Annotated in this window: 14 protein-coding genes; 7 read left to right on the top strand and 7 right to left on the bottom strand. The window is 58.6% G+C overall.

The genetic code is table 11. The annotated features are described in order from the left end of the window. Positions 1-48: 48 nt before the first annotated feature. Positions 49-873 (top strand): arginyltransferase, encoded by an 825-nt coding sequence (locus ACXAH8_RS01760; RefSeq protein WP_170676309.1) that lies wholly within the window; start codon positions 49-51, stop codon positions 871-873. A gap of 7 nt (positions 874-880) precedes the next feature. Next, positions 881-1,270 carry a VOC family protein gene (locus ACXAH8_RS01755; protein ID WP_475215565.1) on the top strand — a complete coding sequence of 130 codons (390 nt, stop codon included), beginning with the start codon at positions 881-883 and terminating at the stop codon, positions 1,268-1,270. Between the two features lie 124 nt (positions 1,271-1,394). Here the strand turns inward: ACXAH8_RS01755 and ACXAH8_RS01750 are convergent, their stop codons facing one another. From ACXAH8_RS01750 to ACXAH8_RS01740, 3 genes are all read right to left on the bottom strand, one after another. Beyond that, entirely contained in the window at positions 1,395-3,749 is a 2,355-nt protein-coding gene (locus ACXAH8_RS01750) for a TRAP transporter large permease subunit (RefSeq protein WP_170676313.1), read from the bottom strand. 17 nt (positions 3,750-3,766) lie between these two features. Continuing rightward, entirely contained in the window at positions 3,767-4,693 is a 927-nt protein-coding gene (locus ACXAH8_RS01745) for a TRAP transporter small permease subunit (RefSeq protein ID WP_475215562.1), read from the bottom strand. Positions 4,694-4,813: 120 nt separating this feature from the next. Then, positions 4,814-5,896, bottom strand: a complete 1,083-nt coding sequence (locus ACXAH8_RS01740; RefSeq protein ID WP_170373973.1) for a TRAP transporter substrate-binding protein — start codon at positions 5,894-5,896, stop codon at positions 4,814-4,816. Between the two features lie 248 nt (positions 5,897-6,144). Between ACXAH8_RS01740 and ACXAH8_RS01735 the strand changes: the two genes are divergently transcribed. Together ACXAH8_RS01735 and ACXAH8_RS01730 are read left to right on the top strand one after the other, a co-directional pair. After that, on the top strand, positions 6,145-7,578 hold the full coding sequence (locus tag ACXAH8_RS01735) for a cache domain-containing protein (RefSeq protein WP_170466340.1): 1,434 nt from the start codon (positions 6,145-6,147) through the stop codon (positions 7,576-7,578). After that, on the top strand, positions 7,575-8,213 hold the full coding sequence (locus ACXAH8_RS01730) for a response regulator transcription factor (protein WP_170482966.1): 639 nt from the start codon (positions 7,575-7,577) through the stop codon (positions 8,211-8,213). Before ACXAH8_RS01735 ends, ACXAH8_RS01730 begins: the two co-directional genes overlap by 4 nt. Before the next feature lie 79 nt (positions 8,214-8,292). Here the strand turns inward: ACXAH8_RS01730 and ACXAH8_RS01725 are convergent, their stop codons facing one another. Both ACXAH8_RS01725 and ACXAH8_RS01720 read right to left on the bottom strand, forming a co-directional pair. Continuing rightward, on the bottom strand, positions 8,293-8,676 hold the full coding sequence (locus ACXAH8_RS01725) for a bleomycin resistance protein (RefSeq protein ID WP_475215559.1): 384 nt from the start codon (positions 8,674-8,676) through the stop codon (positions 8,293-8,295). 46 nt (positions 8,677-8,722) lie between these two features. Then, entirely contained in the window at positions 8,723-9,568 is an 846-nt protein-coding gene (locus tag ACXAH8_RS01720) for a HalD/BesD family halogenase (protein WP_475215557.1), read from the bottom strand. A gap of 425 nt (positions 9,569-9,993) precedes the next feature. Here ACXAH8_RS01720 and ACXAH8_RS01715 point away from each other — a divergent pair, with 425 nt between their 5' ends. The 3 genes from ACXAH8_RS01715 (at position 9,994) to ACXAH8_RS01705 (ending at position 13,354) form a co-directional block, all read left to right on the top strand. Then, on the top strand, positions 9,994-11,745 hold the full coding sequence (locus tag ACXAH8_RS01715) for an acetolactate synthase 3 large subunit (RefSeq protein ID WP_475215555.1): 1,752 nt from the start codon (positions 9,994-9,996) through the stop codon (positions 11,743-11,745). A gap of 66 nt (positions 11,746-11,811) precedes the next feature. After that, entirely contained in the window at positions 11,812-12,372 is a 561-nt protein-coding gene (ilvN, locus tag ACXAH8_RS01710; RefSeq protein ID WP_170373979.1) for an acetolactate synthase small subunit, read from the top strand. 280 nt (positions 12,373-12,652) lie between these two features. After that, on the top strand, positions 12,653-13,354 hold the full coding sequence (locus ACXAH8_RS01705; protein WP_475215552.1) for a helix-turn-helix domain-containing protein: 702 nt from the start codon (positions 12,653-12,655) through the stop codon (positions 13,352-13,354). Here ACXAH8_RS01705 and ACXAH8_RS01700 read toward each other — a convergent pair. Both ACXAH8_RS01700 and ACXAH8_RS01695 read right to left on the bottom strand, forming a co-directional pair. Beyond that, the gene (locus ACXAH8_RS01700) at positions 13,351-14,124 is read right to left on the bottom strand and encodes a DUF2189 domain-containing protein (RefSeq protein ID WP_475215549.1); all 774 of its coding nucleotides are present in this window, start codon (positions 14,122-14,124) and stop codon (positions 13,351-13,353) included. The two genes, ACXAH8_RS01705 and ACXAH8_RS01700, sit on opposite strands and share 4 nt — an antisense overlap. A 23-nt stretch (positions 14,125-14,147) precedes the next feature. Then, positions 14,148-15,548, bottom strand: a complete 1,401-nt coding sequence (locus ACXAH8_RS01695; RefSeq protein ID WP_475215548.1) for an amidase — start codon at positions 15,546-15,548, stop codon at positions 14,148-14,150. Positions 15,549-15,664: the final 116 nt, after the last annotated feature.

Raw genomic sequence — 15,664 nt, 5'->3', positions numbered from 1 at the left:
CTTGAAAATCCGTTGCTATCATCCGGTCCGAGGCTACATGGGACCTTCATGCGACACACGCTGCCAATTGCACCACAATTCTATGTGACGGCCCCCCAGCCCTGCCCTTACCTTGAGGGCAGGATGGAGCGCAAACTCTTCACCGCTCTGCAAGGCGCAGGCGCGGATCAGTTGAACAATTCACTGTCTCAACAAGGGTTTCGCCGGTCGCAGAACGTCCTCTATCGCCCATCCTGCACTGATTGCGCTGCGTGCCTCTCCGCCCGGATCGACGTCTCGGCCTTCCGCCCGACCAAAAGCCAGAAGCGCGCCGCCAAACGCAATGGATACCTAGAGCGCCGCGCAACCTCGCCCTGGGCCACCGATGATCAGTACGAGCTGTTCCGTCGCTACCTCGATACCCGCCACGCCGATGGCGGCATGGCCGATATGGACGTTTTCGAGTTCGCCGCGATGATCGAGGAAACCCCAATCCGCAGCCGCGTTGTGGAGTATGCCGACCCCGAGACCGGAAACCTGATCGCCGTCAGTCTGACCGATGTTCTGGATGACGGCCTCAGCATGGTTTATTCCTTCTACGACCCAAACCAGCCGCAGAACTCTTTGGGCACCTACATGATCCTCGACCATATCGAGATCGCGCGTGAGGCCGGCCTGCCCTATATCTACTTAGGCTACTGGGTCCCGGGCAGTCCGAAAATGGGCTACAAAGCCAAGTTTTCCGGGCTAGAGGCCTATGTTCGGGGGCGCTGGGAGAAAATCTCCAACCCCGAGGCTTTCGCAGATGCCTCGCACCACCCTCTCGCCTCGGCCCCTATAGCCGAGCAAGTGGCAAACATCCAACTGCCTGACCGCCACCCCACTAAAGGCTGATCCTTTCATGAAACAGAGCCTGCACGCTGTCACCCTCGTGGTGCCTGATTACGATGCTGCGATCAATTTCTACACTGAAACGCTAGACTTCACTCTTTCCAAAGATATTGATCTGGGAGGCGGAAAACGCTGGGTCCTCGTCACGCCGCCGGGTTTAGGAGAGGCCTCCTTACTGCTGGCCAAAGCCGACGGTCTTGAACAAGAAACTGCTATCGGCAACCAAACCGGGGGGCGTGTTGGGTTCTTTCTGCAAACAGATGACTTCCAACGCGATCACGCAGCAATGCGGGCAAAGGGTGTCCATTTCGAAGAAGAGCCCCGTGTTGAACCCTATGGCACAGTCGCGGTATGGCAGGACCCTTTCGGAAATCGTTGGGACCTCATCCAGTTCGCATGATCCCGTTCATCCGGCCGAAGATAACTCTTTTAAAGTCCGCGCAAGCTCTTCGCCTTAAACCTAAAATAAGAAAGTAAAAGGGGGCCTTCCAGGCCCCCTTTTTCATTTGGACTACACTCAGTGATCAGTTCGGAATCAGATCCGGCACGATGGTCACAATGGTCGGGAAGAACCATAGGATCGCAATACCGACGACCTGAATGATCACGAACGGTACGACGCCACGATAGATATGGCCCGTCGTCACCTCTTTCGGGGCGACCCCTCGCAGGTAGAACAAGGCGAACCCGAAGGGCGGCGTCAGGAACGAGGTCTGCAGGTTCACCGCCACCATGATGGTCACCCATTTCGGATCGAACGACCCGCCATAGATCACAGGCCCAACAATCGGGATCACGATGTAGATGATCTCAAGGAAGTCCAGCACAAAGCCCAGAATGAACAGCACCAGCATCACGATCAGGAAGACCGTGAACTCGTTGTCGAAGCTGCGCAGGAACTGCTGGATGTAATGCTCACCCCCGAAGGAGATCACCACAAGGTTCAGCAACTGCGACCCGATCAGGATGGTAAACACCATCGAGGTCACCTTCGCCGTCTCGCGCACCACCGGCGTCAGAACCCCGCTTGAGAACAGGACCCAGCAGCCGAACAACAGACCGAACAGAGCGTACAGGTACGTCGCATAAGCCAGAATGAAGGCGATCCAGGTCTCAACCGGGACATTGCCCTGATTGATACGCAGATCGAAATTCACACCCATCAGCAAACAGATAATGACTGCAAAGGTCGACCAGATGATCACACTTCCGGACCGGCCCTGATCCTGCAGCTTGCGGTACGCAGCTAACATGATCGCACCACCGGCACCCAGTGCCGCAGCAGGTGTCGGATTGGTAACACCGCCAAGGATCGAACCCAGCACCGCGATGATCAGAACCAGCGGCGGGAACACAACTCGTATCAGATCGTTGGTGGCACAACGCGCGGCAGCCTCCTTACAGCCGTAGATCGCGATGGCGAAGGGAATCGCCAGCAACACGAATGTCGCCCCGGATGAGGTTGTTGGCTGGATGAAGAGAATATCCACCAACAGCATCAACAACAGGCCAATCGCCCCAACGATCAGAGGTTGCGGCGAGCGTGAAGGCGCGATGCCACGACCCAGAACCAAGGTCAGCGCCAGCAGCACCACAACAATCGAAACGCCGGTTCCGATCGGAGCCGCATTGGCGATCTTGGCGTCACGGGCGGCGGCGAGTTCTTCGTCGCTCAGGCGCTCAGCGCTGGCAACGCCACCGGCGGCGTCGATTGCCTCTTGCTCGGCCACAGCCTGATCCCAGGCGGATTGGCCATGCAGTTCGATCATCGAGGCCTGACACTCAGCCGAGACATTCGTGCGCAAAGACGCACCCTGCCCCACATCCGAGAAGGCCGAGACCGAGATGTTCTGGCTGCCGATCACGCCCGCGCTGCCCAGAAGCACCGCACCGACGATAATCGCAACCGGCGCACCCAGCAGCCAGGTCAGACCCTCAGAACGGGTGATCGTCTCACCAGAGCCACCCGACAGCTCAACTGCCGGCGCCTTATCCGGGTTCAGCAGCGCATAACCGAAGGCATAAAGCGCGTAGAGCAGCGCCAGCATGATCCCCGGCAACAAAGCCGCTTGGAACAAGGTTCCAACCGAGACCACCGCAGGCTCCCCCAAAAAGGTCAGCGCATCGGTACAGCCCGCCTCGACCGCACGCTCTTCCTGCGCCGTCGAATACAAGTCACCCGCCAAAGTGCCCAACAAAACGATCACGATCGACGGAGGGATGATCTGCCCCAGCGTGCCCGAGGCCGCGATCACACCTGTCGCCAACTCGGGCGAGTAGTTGTTACGCAACATCGTCGGCAGCGCCAGCAGGCCCATGGTAACCACGGTCGCACCAACGATCCCGGTCGAAGCGGCTAGAAACGCACCCACGACAACAATCGACACGGCCAGGCCACCGGGCAGCGGGCCAAAGACACGCGCCATCGTTGTCAGCAGGTCGTTGGCGATCTTGGAACGCTCCAGCGTGATGCCCATCAGAACGAACATCAGCACCGCCAGAAGGGTCTCAATCGACTGACCGGCCAGAACCCTTTCGTTCATGCGGTTGACTATGAAGGAAACGTTGCGGTCCAACGCGGTCTCCCAACCCGACGGGAAAACCGGCTCGCCTATCCTTGGTAAGTCCGGGTATCGGAAGACCGAGACCGTATCGGGTTTGACCCCGGAATTCACCAGGTCTCGGTAAGCTTGTGAGCCGGTGTCAATCGCCTGGTGGATCAGCAATCCAGCGCTGTCCAGCGCGGCGATGATCCCGAACGAGATCACACCCGCCCCACCGATGGCGAAGGCCACCGGGAAACCTGAGAGGATGCCTCCGAAAAGGCAAAAGAATACGATAATGAGGCCTATCTCGACGCCATCAAGTCCGAATAGCATTGTCTTGGTCTCCGTCCTTAATGTGCGCCTTCGTAGGCTTCTTCACCCTCGCCAAGGCTATCCTTGTCGAGGTATTTTCCGGCGCTTTCCGGCCCTTCCACGTATTCCAGATACGACCGCCACACGAAGGCAATCGCGTGCAGGAACACCATGCCCGCAAAGATCACGAGCAGGATTTTGAACAGGAAATACGCGTTGAACCCGTTCGGGCTGAAGCCGATGGTTTCCACGTTCCAACGCAGGGCGCGCGACTTGGCCACCAGCCTGTCCAGCGTGTCACTGGCCGAGGGTTTCGGTACGATCAGGTGCCGCCACATGAAGTACCAGCCATACATCCAGGTCAGTACGGCCATTGGCATCATGAACAGAACGGCGCCACACATATCAACGACGCGCTTGGCGCGGTGGCTGATACCGGCATAGATCAGGTCAACCCGCACATGCCCGCCCTGCACGAAGGTGTAGGTGCAGCACAGGCAGACGACCATCGCATTATAGAGCTTCAGTTCTTCAGCAAACCAGCTGATGTCCTGATTGAAGGGAATACCCAGACCAAAGGACATATCAGGCCGGGCAAAGACACGCTGCATGAACACGATAACGATCTGCTGGATCACCATCAGCAAGCCCGCCCAGGCAAAGAACCGCCCGGTCGTGTTGGCGAAAGCCTCCAGCCCGCGCACCATGCCCCACATCACGTTTCGGTAGTAGAGGCCGATGGCCGTTAGCACCAGAAACAGCGTGAAAACCACGAAGAAGAACTCGACCGAGCCTCCGTAGTAAACAAAGCGCATTATGGATTCTTTGTCGGACCAATCCAGCCACAGCTGCGGATGCGTGATCGCATATCCAAAATTATAGAAGGCTTCGGCAATGTTCTGAATGAACCAGATAAGTCCATTCCACAGGGCGCCGAAAAACGAGATACCGTTATCGTCCTGCATGTTGTCCCCGGGTCACGTCAGTTGCACTGCAAGTTATAGCGGCATGATGGGTCCGCGCATATGCAACAAGAAAGGCTCCCCCGCGATTGCGGGGAAACCGTTTGGTCAGTTCACTTGGGATTAGCCGCGAACGCGGTCGCGCTGAGCGGTGTAGGCACCCGACGACAGATTCAGCCAGCCCGAGGACGATGCCATCGACGCCATTGCGCTGTCGTGGATCTTCTTGAACAGCTCGTCGCCCATGTTCTCGTCCAGAACCTCTTGCGAAGCCTGACCGAATGCGTCCCATACGCTGTCTGGGAATTCCATGACCTTCACGCCACCCGACTGCAGACGCTGCAGAGCTGCGCCGTTGTTGGCCAGGAACTGCGCCAGGTTCCACTGGTGAGCTTCGGCAGCTGCAATCTCGATGATCTTCTGCTGTGCCGGAGTCAGTTCGTCGAACACGTCGCGGTTGGTCGCCAGCGATAGACCTGCGCCCGGCTCGTGGAAGCCCGCGGTGTAGTAGGTCTTGGTGATTTCCTGGAAGCCCGCTTTTTCGTCCGCCCAGGGGCCGATCCACTCGGTGCCGTCAATCGCACCCGAGGACAGCGCCTGATACACTTCGGAACCCGGAATGTTCTGGACCGATGCGCCCAGTTTGCCAAGTGCCTGGCCACCCAGACCTGGCATACGGAACTTCAGACCCTGGAAATCCTCGGGGCCGTTGATCTCTTTCGAGTACCAGCCGCCTGCCTGCGCGCCGGTGTTACCCGCCAGGAAGGACTTCAGGCCGAAGATCGAGCCCAGCTCGTCATGCAGCTCCATGCCGCCGTCGTGGTAGTACCAGTTCACCAGTTCCTGCGCGGTCATGCCGAACGGAACAGCGGTGAAGAAGGCATAGCCTGGGTGCTGACCCACAAAGTAGTAGTCAGCCGCGTGGTACATGTCGGCCTGACCGGACGAAACGGCGTCGAACACTTCGAACGCGCCAACCAGTTCGCCTGCGGCCTTGATTTCTACGTTCAGGCTGCCATCGGACATCGCGTTGATGCTATCGGCGCAGCGCTGTGCGCTATCGAACACCCCGGCCAGACCACGACCCCACGAGGTAACCATGGTCAGGGTCCGCTGACCCTGCGCATAAGCCGGTGCCGCCAGTGCGGTTGCCGCAGCAGCCGAGCCGCCCAGAGCAGATTTCTTCAGAAATGAACGACGATCCATATGAGTGTTCCTCCCCTTCATAAGTCATCACCCGGAGGTGTCCGGGCCTGTCGCTTTCAATGGATCGGAGCCTAGAGGCAGGGATATGAAAGGGAATACCTACTACTGCGTAGAAACCCGAATTTCTGCCCGTTTTTCGCAGATAAAATCGGCAAAAAAGCCAGCCATCCCACGTTCCCGAGGGCATTTACCCCCAGAAACGCTCAATCTTTTTGCATTTTCGCCGCCGCTTGCGTATCGATTCGCCCATGCAAAGACTCCGACATCTGGTTTCGCTGACCTATGCGCAGAAACTGTCTTTGGTTGCGGCCATCCCTCTGGTCGTTGCCGTCGCGGCCATTGCCTTTCTGGTCGCCTATCAGGCCCGAGCGACATCCGAGCGCGAAATACAGGCGCTGGAGCTACGCCTGATCGAGGCCAAGAAGGAAGAACTGAAGAACTACGTCACACAGGCGCGCAACGGGTTTGCCTATATCTACGGGCGCGCTGAACCTGACGATGACGTCGCCAAAACACTGGTAACTCAGATTCTGTCGGCGATGATCTACGGGCAGGACGGGTTCTTCTTTGTCTATGACTATGACGGCACGAACTTGGTCAGCCCCCGCCAGACCCAGTTCATCAACCGCAATTGGGACGGTCTGACCGACAGCGACGGTACTCCGGTCGTGGATGAGTTCATCCGTCTCGCACGCCAAGGTGCAGGCTGGCACAGTTTCATGTGGGAAAAGCCCTCGACCGGGGAAGAGGCGCAGATGATCGCCTATGTTGTGGGCCTGCAGGATTGGCGTTGGGCCGTGGGCACCGGTGTCTTCATCGACGACATATTGGCAACCGTCGCCAATGCCCGCGCGGAGGTCGAGGACCGGGTCCAGCGCACCTTCATGTATATCGGCGCCATCGTTGTCGCCTCGGTTCTGATCGTCTTCGCGTCGGGCATGTTGCTGAACATACGCGAGCGGCGGCTGGCGGATGCTAAACTGAAAGAGCTGACCCAGCGGGTGTTCGATGCTCAGGAAGAAGAACGCGGCCGGGTTGCGCGCGAGCTGCATGACGGGATCAGCCAGATCCTTGTCGGTGTCCGCTATGCGCTAGACAATGCGCGAAGGCGCTTGTCTCGAGGCGATGACGCGGGCGCGCAGGCCCCATTGGACAAGGGCATTGATCACCTTGGCACGGCGATCACCGAAGTGCGCCGCATCAGCCGCGATCTGCGCCCTGGTGTGCTGGATGATCTGGGCCTCGGCCCGGCCCTCAAGGCGCTGACAGATGACTTCCGCGAGCGCACCGGGATCGAAACCGAGTTTTCGACCGTTGTCTTCCGCAACCGGCTGGATCAGGACAGCAAGATCGCCCTCTACCGCATCGCTCAAGAAGCTTTGACCAATATTGAGCGCCACGCAGACGCCTCGCATGTTACAATCGACCTGCGCGGGCACAAGAAAGGCGCGACTATGCGGATCACCGATGACGGGCGCGGGCTACGCTCTGAACCAGATCAGAGCGGCACCGGCATCGGGCTACGCAACATGCAGGAACGGATCGAACAGCTTGACGGCACGTTGCGTATTCTGTCATCACGCGGCCCGCATGGGGGCACGGTGATCGAAGTCAGCCTGCCACTGAGCCACCTGCTGCCGCCGCAGGAAGACGCAACACCGAACCGAAAGGCCGGGACATGACCATCCGAGTCCTCATCGTCGACGATCACCCCATGGTAGCCGAGGGCATCCAGTCGATCCTCGAAAGCTATGATGAGATTGAGGTTGTAGGCACTCTGGGCAGCGGTCAGGCCGCCGTTGATCACGCGGCCGAGCTGACCCCCGACGTGATCCTCATGGACCTCAACATGCCCGGCCTCGGTGGCCTGAGCGCGACCGAACTGATCCTCGAACGCCTGCCCGAGACCCGCATTCTGATCCTGTCGATGCATGACAGCCCCGAATACATCTCGACTGCGCTCAGCCACGGGGCCAAAGGATACGTGCTGAAAGACGTCCCCACGGATGAGATCAAACAGGCGATCGATGCGGTGATGAAGGGCGAGCAATATCTATGCACCGGCGCCAGCGGGTCCTTGAAGCCCAAAGGCGACAGCGCCCGCGAAGCCCTTACCGGGCGCGAACAGACCATCCTTTTGGAACTGGCGCAGGGCAAATCCAATAAGGAAGTCGCTCAGGCGCTCGATATCTCGGTCCGGACGGTCGAAACCCACCGCAAAAACATCAAACGCAAACTGGGCATCTCCTCTACAGCGGGCCTGACCCGCTATGCGCTGGAACATGGCGTATTACAGGGCACCGGCGTCGGCTTCTGAACCACCCGCAGCGCGGCACGCGCTGCCCGGCCCAACCAGAGGAGGCGCGCCGCAGGCGCGTTGACGATGGGCGGGAGGGTTACCCGCGCGGCCTGATATCCTCACCGAAAAAGATCAATGTCCCATCCTCGTCAATGACGTGAAACTCGCGTTGCTGATAGGGCTGATCAAACGGAGGGCGCACACGTCCATCCGGCAAATCCTCCAAACCCGGTTTTAGGCTGTCATACAGCGCATCAACCCCCTCGACATCTATGTAATAGGACTGCTCTTCCCCCAGCAGCTTTCCATCGTCTCGCGGCGGGCATTCCAGCAACCGGATTGCCACCGGCCCGCGTGAGAGAAACGCATAGTTGTCCTGCCGAAACCCGCAGCTGAATCCCAAACGGTCGCAATAGAAATCAATCTGGTTCTGCAACGACGAGCACAAAACAAACGGAGTGAGTTGCAATATACGTGCCATGCCAAAGCCCTCTCTGAATGGGCCCTATCCTACCTGTGTCGGCAACTCAGTCCAACAATTCATCGGCCCGGCGGCCCTCCCGCGCATAGTGATGCGGCAAAACCCGGCCATAGAGCTGCCGCGTCCTCTCAACCCCACCACACATGCCTTCGGTGTCCACAAATGAGAAGATGCCAACATAGCGCTTGCGCGCGCCTTCAACTGGCGCAACTCGGTGCAGGGCATAGCGACCCTTGAATATCTGCAGATCACCAGGCTGCAGGTCGATCCGGTGAACGGCCTGCATATCGCCATCCAGAACTCTTCTTACCGCCGAAAAATTCTCGTCGTCTGAACTGCGCAGATCCGGGGCATATTCAAACGCGCCGCCTATCTCGGCGTTCTGAATGGCCAGAGTCACAGTGTAATTATTGGTGTCGAAATGCCAGGGAAACCCCTGCCCCTCTTCCACGACATTGATGATGACATCCGCCAGCGGATCATCATAGCGAAAGAACCGATCCTCTGGCTCATCCAGCGCATCGCGAATGAACGGCAGAAAACCGTCAAACTCATAAATACGCCGCAGAGGACCCGATCCGGGGAAATTGTCTGCAGGTACAAACGCATTCGACCTATCATAGAACCGACGCACCGGATGCCCGATCCCATAGCTGGGGTCATCCTTGGTGAAATATACATTCGTACGGTTGAAAGACCGATGAGCCATGGGCGCGACGGCATCTGCCTCTACCAGTAACTGCTCCAACCCAGCCTCATGCACAAAGCCCGGCAAAACCGCGCAACCGTCATACTCAAGCTCTCGGCGCAGATCACCGATCAACTGGCGGTACGCGGTCGAGTCCGGGCGATCAATCGGATAGCGCCCCAAATCCACAAGTTCCTGCAGCAAGGCCGACCTCCCTATTTGCCCCTCATACAAGGCAGCCTGCCGCAGCACATGGCGCGCTTCTGGTTCATTTCAGACATCGCGTTGGCGGTTTTGGACAAGTCGGAAATCCGTCAAAACACCACGTGACCCCTTCTGCTTTACCGGAAATTCCCGACATGCGTCATTTTGCGCAACAAAATGTCGTAAAATTCATCGATCCGGTCATGAAATTCATACGATTGACTGTTGACGCTCCGTCGTGCCGAACATAATGTCCCCTGCAAGCTGATAAGGAGCCTCTGGCGATGAACACGCTAGTCGTAATCGTAGGAAACACGCGTATGGGCCGGTAACGGAAAACCACAATCGAACCCATGCGCCTCCGAAAAACTCGGGGGCTTTTTTTTGGCAAACGCAAGACACATGTCGCGAACGGAGCAAAGCAGATGACACGTGAGATGACCGGCGCAAAGATGGTGGTTCAGGCCCTCAAGGATCAGGGCGTGGACACAGTATTCGGATACCCCGGTGGCGCCGTCCTACCGATCTATGATGAGATCTTTCTGCAAAACGACATTCGCCACGTCCTGGTGAGGCATGAGCAAGGCGCGGTCCACGCCGCCGAAGGCTATGCCCGGTCAACCGGCAAACCCGGCGTTGCGCTGGTGACATCCGGCCCCGGCGCGACCAACGCGGTCACCGGTTTGACGGATGCGTTACTGGATTCGATCCCGATCATTGTTCTGACCGGTCAGGTGCCGACCTTCATGATCGGCTCGGACGCGTTCCAAGAGGCCGACACCGTCGGCATCACCCGCCCCTGCACCAAGCACAACTGGCTGGTGAAGGACACGGATTCTCTGGCAGAAACCATGCACGAGGCGTTCCACGTTGCCACCTCGGGTCGTCCGGGTCCGGTGCTGATCGACATTCCCAAGGACGTGCAGTTTGCATCGGGTGACTATACCGGCCCCAAGACCTCGACCTCTCGCTATCAGCCTGTTCTGAAGGGCGATCTGGAAGAAATCACCGAACTGGTCGCCGCGATGGAGACCGCCAAGAAACCCGTTTTCTACACCGGCGGAGGCGTCATCAACTCGGGGCCCGCAGCCAGCCAATTGCTGCGTGAACTGGTGGATGCGACCGGTTTCCCGATCACATCGACCCTGATGGGCCTTGGCGCTTACCCCGCCTCGGGTGAGAACTGGCTGGGCATGCTGGGAATGCATGGTCTCTACGAGGCCAACCTGGCGATGCATGACTGTGACCTAATGATCAACATCGGCGCGCGGTTCGACGACCGGATCACCGGCCGTATCGACGCGTTCTCACCGAACTCGAAAAAGGCGCATATCGACATTGATCCGTCTTCGATCAACAAGGTGATCCGCGTCGACATCCCGATCGTCGGCGACGTAGCCCATGTTCTGGAAGATATCCTGAAGGTCTGGAAATCGCGTGGCCGCAAGACCGACGCCGCCTCGGTCGCCAAGTGGCAAGAGCAGATTGCCGACTGGCGCAAGGTCAACTGCCTTGCCTACACCAACAGTGAAAAGACGATCAAACCGCAATACGCGCTGCAACGCCTTGAACAGCTGACGAAAAACCACGATCGCTACATCACGACCGAGGTTGGTCAGCACCAGATGTGGGCCGCGCAATACCTTGGGTTCGAGGACCCCAACCGCTGGATGACCTCAGGCGGTCTGGGCACGATGGGCTATGGCACTCCGGCCTCGATCGGTGTGCAGATGGCGCATCCGGATGCGTTGGTGATCAACGTCGCGGGTGAGGCCTCATGGCTGATGAACATGCAGGAAATGGGCACCGCCGTTCAGTACCGCCTGCCCGTGAAACAGTTCATCCTAAACAACGAACGTCTCGGCATGGTCCGCCAATGGCAGGAGCTGCTGCATGGTGAGCGCTACTCGCATTCGTGGTCCGAGGCCCTGCCCGATTTCGTCAAACTCGCCGAGGCCTTCGGGGCCAAGGGCATCCTGTGTTCCGACCCTGCAGATCTGGACGACGCGATAATGGAGATGATCAACTACGACGGTCCGGTTATCTTTGACTGCCTTGTTGAAAAGCACGAGAACTGCTTCCCCATGATCCCGTCGGGCAAAGCCCATAACGAGATGCTGCTGGGCGAGGCCGAAACGCAGGGCGTGATCGATTCCAAAGGTTCGGTTCTGGTTTAACAACATTCGTCGGAATTGACCGGGCGCCCGACGCCCGGTTTTCGCAAGATGATGAAAGGGACGTAAATGTCTGCCCTACATATCAAAAAAGGCTCTACACGCCATTCGGCCTATAACCTACGCCCGACCTTTTCGGACGTACAGGAGCGCCACACGATTGCGGTTCTGGTCGAGAACGAACCGGGCGTTCTAGCCCGCGTGATCGGCCTGTTCTCGGGCCGTGGCTACAACATCGAAAGCCTGACCGTGGCCGAGGTCGACCACACAGGACACCTCAGCCGCATCACCATCGTAACCACCGGTACCCCGCAGGTGATCGAGCAGATCAAGACCCAATTGGGCCGTATCGTGCCGGTTCACGAGGTCCATGACCTGACGGTCGAAGGCCCCTCGGTCGAGCGGGAACTGGCGATCATCAAGGTCGTTGGCGAAGGCGACAAGCGGGTCGAGGCGCTGCGTCTGGCCGATATCTTCCGCGCCAATGTGGTCGACAGCACGTTGAACTCGTTCATTTTCGAGATCACGGGCGCCCCCGACAAGATCGACGCATTTGCGGACCTGATGCGCCCGCTGGGGCTGGTCGAGATCGCCAGAACCGGCGTGGCCGCACTGTTGCGTGGTGACTAACAATTGCAAGGTCCTGGCAGGGTATCGCCGGGACCTTTCGCTTTTTACGATAATTATCCACTTGACACTTTGCGCAAAAAAGCCCGCAAATAAACTGTAAAGATCACCCCCAGCAGACAAATACCTATTGCCTTTACCCAACGTCGGATTAGCATCTCCGGTGCAACGCGGCGTGGGGAAACGTTGCTTTGGGGTCATCTTTACGATTTCGGTCACACATCCGGTCTGCCGATCTGCACCGCTGTTTTCACGACTGAAACCGCCGATGCAGGGGGAACCGATGCCAGAGGATACACGCAACCCGGATGAACTTCGCGCCATGTTCGGCGCAAACCTCAGACGCTTGGCGCGAAACTACCCTTCGATTTCTGCATTGTGCCGCGAACTGGGCATCAACCGGACGCAGTTCAACAGGTATCTTGCGGGCGAGAGCTTTCCGCGCGCGGATGTTCTGGACCGGATATGTCGCTTCTTTGATGTGGATGCCCGTATCGTTCTCACCCCGCTTGACGACATCCCGGATGCCAATACGCATCATGTGAACGCCACGCTGACGCAATTCCTCGGCTCGGGTGCTCAGGCCGCCCACGACTGCACCTTTCCGCCAGGGTTTTATGCGGCGACGGACACCCGGACGTCCATCGTTTTGCACGCCAAACGGCTGCCACAATGCACGTTGATCCGTGGCTTCACACCGCGCAGCGTGACGCCCGGCAGCCCATCCATGGCACGAGAGGTGCGCGGTATAGCGAGCTGTTCCGGCGATTTTGTCTACATGCTGATTTCCGGTCGAAACGGCCAGAACAGCCGGGTCTATGTGGTCAGCAAGAAAGATACCCTCTGGCAAGGCACAAGCTACACGCGCCCGGACAAAGACGACGCGCGCCCTGTGACCCTGACCCGTCTGGGGCAGGATGCAACAGATGCGCTTGGTGCCGCGCGCAAGCTGAATAGGGCCAAAAGGCCCGACGAAAGGCGCTAGCTCGAGCCATCCTCGCAGATCAGGCGGTACAGGTGCCAGCTTGCATGACCTAAAAGCGGCAGCACCAGCAGCAATCCCAAGAACCACGGTACCATCGCTACAAACGTCAGCACGGCGATGAAAATGCCCCACCCGATCATCACCGGAAAGTTGTCTCTCACGTAGGAGAAACTTGCGATCATTGCCGTAACGAAATCCAGCTCGCGGTCCAGCAGCATCGGGATCGACAGCACGGTGATCATGTAGAGGATCGTGGCAAAGACCGCCCCGACGGCCGACCCTACCGCCAGCATCATCAACCCGTTTGCCGTCAGATACACTTCGAGCGACGAGGATACGTTCGTCAGCGTCGACAGCCCCATGAACAAGGCAAAGATCATGTGGCCCAGAAAGAACCAGAACAGAAACATAACCACGATGATCGCGCAGATTGAGGGCAACTGGCGGCGGCTCTGCTGCAGCACGACCCCGAATATCGCTTTAAAATCAAGTTCCTCCCCGGCCTCCAGACGACGCGACACCTCATAGAGTCCGACCGCGGCAAACGGTCCGATCAGAGGGAACCCGATCGCGGCGAGGACCAGCCAATAGCTTGTTCCCGACTGGAGTGTCACCCAGGCGATCGCCCAGCCCGCCAGCACATAAAACCCCGCAAATATCAAGCCGAACAGCGGCGCCCTGCGAAGGTCAACCCACGCCCGCCGCATCGCCTGTTTCAGCATCCCACTGTCAACAGGGCGCATCTGAGGCGCTCCGAAAGGTCTTTCCATCTGTTTCTCCTCCCCGTCTGGCCCTATCTCATCGCGGGCCTTTTCTGCGGCCATGTCGTTGCCTCGTGATACGCGGCGCCCATGGACAGTAGCCGCGCATCCGACCCCTTGGGCCCAAATAGCTGAAAGCCCATTGGCAGGCCTTCTGCTCCGAACCCGGCAGGCGCAGCCAGACAGGGCAAGCCAATCAGACTGACCGGCACTGTCACCTGCATCCAGCGATGATAGGTATCCATCGCCCGCCCCATGATCTCACGCGGATACGGCGTCTCGATATCGAACGGCCAGACCTGTGCGGCCGGCAAAACCAAAGCATCATAGTCCTGAAACAGCTCAGCCGCCCTCCGGAACCACTCCGACCGGGTAACGCTGGCCTCATGCACATGCATCGCGGATAGCATCAGGCCCCGCTCCAACTCCCACTGCGGGCTGTCTTTCAAGGCCTCTGATTTGCCCTGCAAAGGCTGCAATCCCGCCGCCACGGCCCAGGACCGAAGGGTAACCCAACTGTCCCACATCTTTTCGGCATCGAGGGGCGCAGACACATCTTCGACCACTGCCCCTTTATCTTCGAAAACGCGTAGGGCATCGCGGCAAAGATCCAGAATGCTGTCCTCAATCGGAAAGGCGCCGCCCCAATCTCCCAACCAGCCAATCCGAACCCCGCGAAGATCAGCGGCTTGAACGGGACTCACTTGCCCGACATCCGCGACCAAAGGTGACCGGGTATCAGCGCCCGAAATCACGTCAAGCAATAGCCCCAAATCCTCAGGGCTACGCGCCATCGGCCCCAAAGTCGACAACTGATGCAGAAACCCATCTCCAACGGGCTCCGAAGGTACCCGCCCCCAACTTGGGCGAAATCCGTAAACGTTGTTCCACGCGGCCGGATTTCGAAGGCTTCCCATCATATCCGAGCCATCGGCCAACGCGACCATCCCAGTCGCCAACGCAACCGCCGTGCCGCCAGACGACCCGCCACAGGTACGCGCGCCGTCATAGGGGTTCCGAGTCGCGCCATAGACCGGGTTGAACGTGTGCGAGCCAAGCCCAAACTCGGGCGTGTTGGTCTTACCAATCAAAATCGCCCCCGCCGCGCGCATCCGCGCTGCAATCAGATCGTCATGTTCGGGCACAAAATCGCGAAACAGCGGCGATCCCTGCGATGACACTATCCCGGCGACATTAACCAGATCCTTCACCGCAATCGGCAAACCGTGCAGTGGTCCCCGCTTCGGACCCGCATCCAGTGCTGCCGCCTCGGCCATGAGGTCATCCGCATCGCGCAGCGCCACAATCGCATTGACTGTTCTATTCACGGCCTCGATCCGCTCCAGCGTCGCAGCCATCACCTCGACCGATGAAACAGCACCAGATGACAACTGATCGACCAGCGTCTTTGCGGAAAGCTGAGTGATATCCATCCGGGTTTCAATCGCCTCAATCCGTTGAATTCAGGTCCAGCCTAGCCGCGCACCCCGACCAATAAAACCCATTGTTTAAATACATCTTTTCCCGAATGGCTAAGCACCACCCGGAT

This window comes from Ruegeria sp. ABV3_008 (assembly GCF_056161185.1).
Note: the sequence above shows the minus strand (reverse complement) of the source record. Positions and strands in the feature narration are given on the sequence as shown.